Here is a 1,395-nt window from a genome sequence, read left to right on the forward strand (position 1 = left end):
CGGCGGTGGCGGTGTTGGTGATCCGGCCGGTCTTGGTGGCCTTGGCCCGTAGTACGAGGGTGGCCGTGGCGCCGTCGGTCAGGTCGCCCACGGTCCATTGCCCGGTGGTCGGGTCGTAGCTTCCGGGGGTGCCGTCGGCGGACAGGAAGGTGAGACCGTCGGGGAGTTGGTCGGTGACGGTGACGCCGGTGGCCTGGTTCGGGCCGGCGTTGTGGACGGTGATGCGGTAGGTCACGGTCTGGCCGACGGTGACGGTGGTCGCGTCGGCCGCCTTCGCCACGGCCAGGTCGGCAGCGGGCTTGACCTCCGTGACCTGCTCGTTGGAGGTGGCCGTCAGGGGCTCGGGAGTATCGCCGAGCCGGTTCTCATAGGTGGCGGTGGCGGTGTTGGTGATCTGCTTGCCGGCGGCCGCCAGGTCGATGGTGGCCCGGTACTCCACCGTGGTCCCCGGCGGGAGCGTCTCGGTGTTGGGCAGACTGCCGCCCTCCACGCCGGAAGCGCCGTTGCCGAGATGGAAGACGACCCGGTTCGCCTGGGCGTCGTAGTACGCCTGGTCGTCACCTTTCGCGTCACTCTTCGCTCCGGCGTTCGGGCCGTCGACGATGCGCAGGGAACCGGGCAGATAGGTCGTGCCCTGCGGGATGGCGTCGGTCAGGATGAGGTTCTCGGCCCCGCCGCCGCCCTCGTTCTTGGTGGTGATGCGGTAGGTGACGGTGTCGCCCACCTCCAGCGGTCCCGCGGGAATGGCGGTCTTGTCGAGCGTCAGGTAGGGAGCGGTGCCGAAGAAGATGCCGTCCAGGAAGTTGCCGATGCTGCGGTTGCCGCCGGCGGCGGAGACGGAACGGAAGGCGAAGCGCGTCAGTGACTGGCCGTCCGGGACGGTGTAGGTGCCTGTGTAGTAACCCCAGGCGGTGTTGCCGTCGGTGAAGCGCCTCTGCTCCACCGTGGAGCCGGGCGCGCCGATGTCCAGCGCCATGGTGTCCTCACCCTGGCGGCCACGGTGATACAGCCGCCAGTACAGCTTCGTGCCGGGCGTGGTCGGCAGGTCCTGGTAGAGCGTGGAGACCTGGTTCGCGTTGAGCTCGGCGAACTGGACGCCCTGGGCCGCCGGCACACCATTGAAGCCCGACCGCCACAGCTCGATCTTGTGGTCGGAGGCGGTGGTGAGCCAGCCCGGGACCCGCTTGGCCGCCTGCGTCTGTGAGGCGTCCGGCAGAATCTCCACATCGGTTACGGCGGGCTCTTCGAAACTGCCGTTGGCCAGGGCGACCCGGAGCGGAGCAGCAGGAGGTGTGGTCATGGTGATGTCCCTCGAGTCGATGCTGCTGGAATGCACCGCCGGGCCGTGGCGGAGCCGAAACAGCTAGTAGCACAACGCGTTCATGTAAACACGTA

The 1,395-nt window shown here is 68.5% G+C and carries 1 protein-coding gene; it reads right to left on the minus strand.

Annotation, left to right across the window (positions count from 1 at the left end):
• On the minus strand, nt 1–1,300 hold a 1,300-nt coding region (locus GWI24_RS44380; protein ID WP_210951663.1), incomplete at its 3' end, for an isopeptide-forming domain-containing fimbrial protein.
• Between the last annotated feature and the right edge of the window lie 95 nt (nt 1,301–1,395).

Source organism: Streptomyces sp. MK37H, assembly GCF_018035285.1.
Taxonomy (GTDB): Bacteria; Actinomycetota; Actinomycetes; order Streptomycetales; family Streptomycetaceae; genus Streptomyces; species Streptomyces endocoffeicus.